Genomic DNA, 1,373 nt, shown 5'->3' with positions numbered 1-1,373 from the left:
GATGCTTCTATGTCCTGTCAAGCCGCTGCGGCCGCGTCATTGAGGTGTCGGTAGAGCTGTCGAGCGACGGCTCGTTTGAGGCATCGCTTGATCTCTCGTGGTGTCTTTCCTTCTGCTTTGCGGCGGGCGGCGTAGGCGCGGGTTTGCTCGTCGGTACGCAAACGGACCAGGACGATGGTGTGGAGTGCACGGTTGAGCTGGCGGTCCCCAGCGTGGTTGAGGCGGTATCGGACGGTCTGCCCGCTACTGGCTGGGATGGGTGCGGCTCCGGCGAGTGAGGCGAAGGCGGCCTCGTTGCGGACTCGGCCCGGGTGGGACCACGCGACGAATACCTGAGCCGCGGTGATGACACCTATTCCATTGAAGTGCAGAAGTGTGGGACAGCAGGTTTCGACGAGTTCACGAAGATTGAGCTCGAGCTCGTTGGCCTCGGCATCGAGGAATTGGATGCGCCGAGCAGTGCTTCGCAGCGCTCGGATGGTGCCACGGTGCTCGAGGGAGTGCTCGGCGCGGACTCGTAGCCGTGCGCACCGGTCGACTTGACGGTGCGTGGAGTGGTGACGCAGTTGGTCACGCAGTCCCTCGGGTGCAGTCACGATCAGGGACTTGAGGTGGTTGGTCGCCTCGGTGCGCATCAAAACAGCACCGTTGCGGGTGACCAGCAGCGTGCGCATGGCCTCGCGAAGCCCGCGGGCGCGTGGAGTGGCCAAGTGTTCTCGCGCGAGTGCCTCCCGCGCCGCTCGAACAGCGTCAAGGTCATCACTCTTGGCGCCATTCTTCCGGGCTAACCGGACGGGTCGGTCGATCTCGTAGACGACCTCGCCTTGGGCGAGGAGGTAGGTCGCCAGACCGGCCCCGTAGCTTCCAGCGCCTTCGACGGCCCAGGCACGACGATCGGGCGCCTCGCGTCGCGCCCACGCTAGGGCGTGGCGGTAGTCCATTCGTTGGGTCCCGCTCGTGCGATGGCCCTGCACACCGCCGGTGACGGCCTCGACGACTGCTGCGGTGATGGTGTCGCGGTGGGTATCGACCCCGATGACGTGGTCGACCTGTCCTGTCAGCATGGGTTGCACGGTGTTGCTCCTTCAGTAGTGATGCCGGAAAGTCGGCATCGGCCTGGGAGCAGGTCACCGCGCGGCAGGACTGTGATGAGGCACAACCCGCGGGTTGGCCAAGCTTCTGATCAGGCCAGCGATCGGTGGGCCAGGCCGGTGCCGGCGCCCTCGACGACAGATCGCACGGCAAGGCACGCTTGCAAGCAAACGGCCAGTGTGTCTTTCGAGTCAGACCAGGACGCCGACACCAGACTGCACTGCTCCGGACCGGCGGGCGACCCACAATGGATGCCCAGAAGCACAGTCACAGTGGGTCTT

At 65.2% G+C, this 1,373-nt stretch carries 1 protein-coding gene; it reads right to left on the bottom strand.

Features of this window, described 5'->3' with window-relative positions:
- Window positions 1–17 precede the first annotated feature (17 nt).
- Window positions 18–1,064: an IS110 family RNA-guided transposase gene (locus JI751_RS20725; RefSeq protein WP_201940821.1), complete on the bottom strand. Its 1,047-nt coding sequence runs from the start codon at window positions 1,062–1,064 to the stop codon at window positions 18–20.
- Window positions 1,065–1,373 lie beyond the last annotated feature (309 nt).

The organism is Nocardioides baculatus (genome assembly GCF_016735675.1).
Lineage (GTDB): Bacteria > Actinomycetota > Actinomycetes > Propionibacteriales > Nocardioidaceae > Nocardioides > Nocardioides baculatus.
The sequence above is the reverse complement of the archived record's forward strand: the minus strand, read 5'-3'. Positions and strand labels throughout refer to the sequence as shown.

What these genes read in the sequence shown, in the direction of transcription:
- JI751_RS20725 (WP_201940821.1), bottom strand. Translation starts at nt 1,064, where the DNA reads ATGCTGACAGGACAGGTCGACCACGTCATCGGGGTCGATACCCACCGC.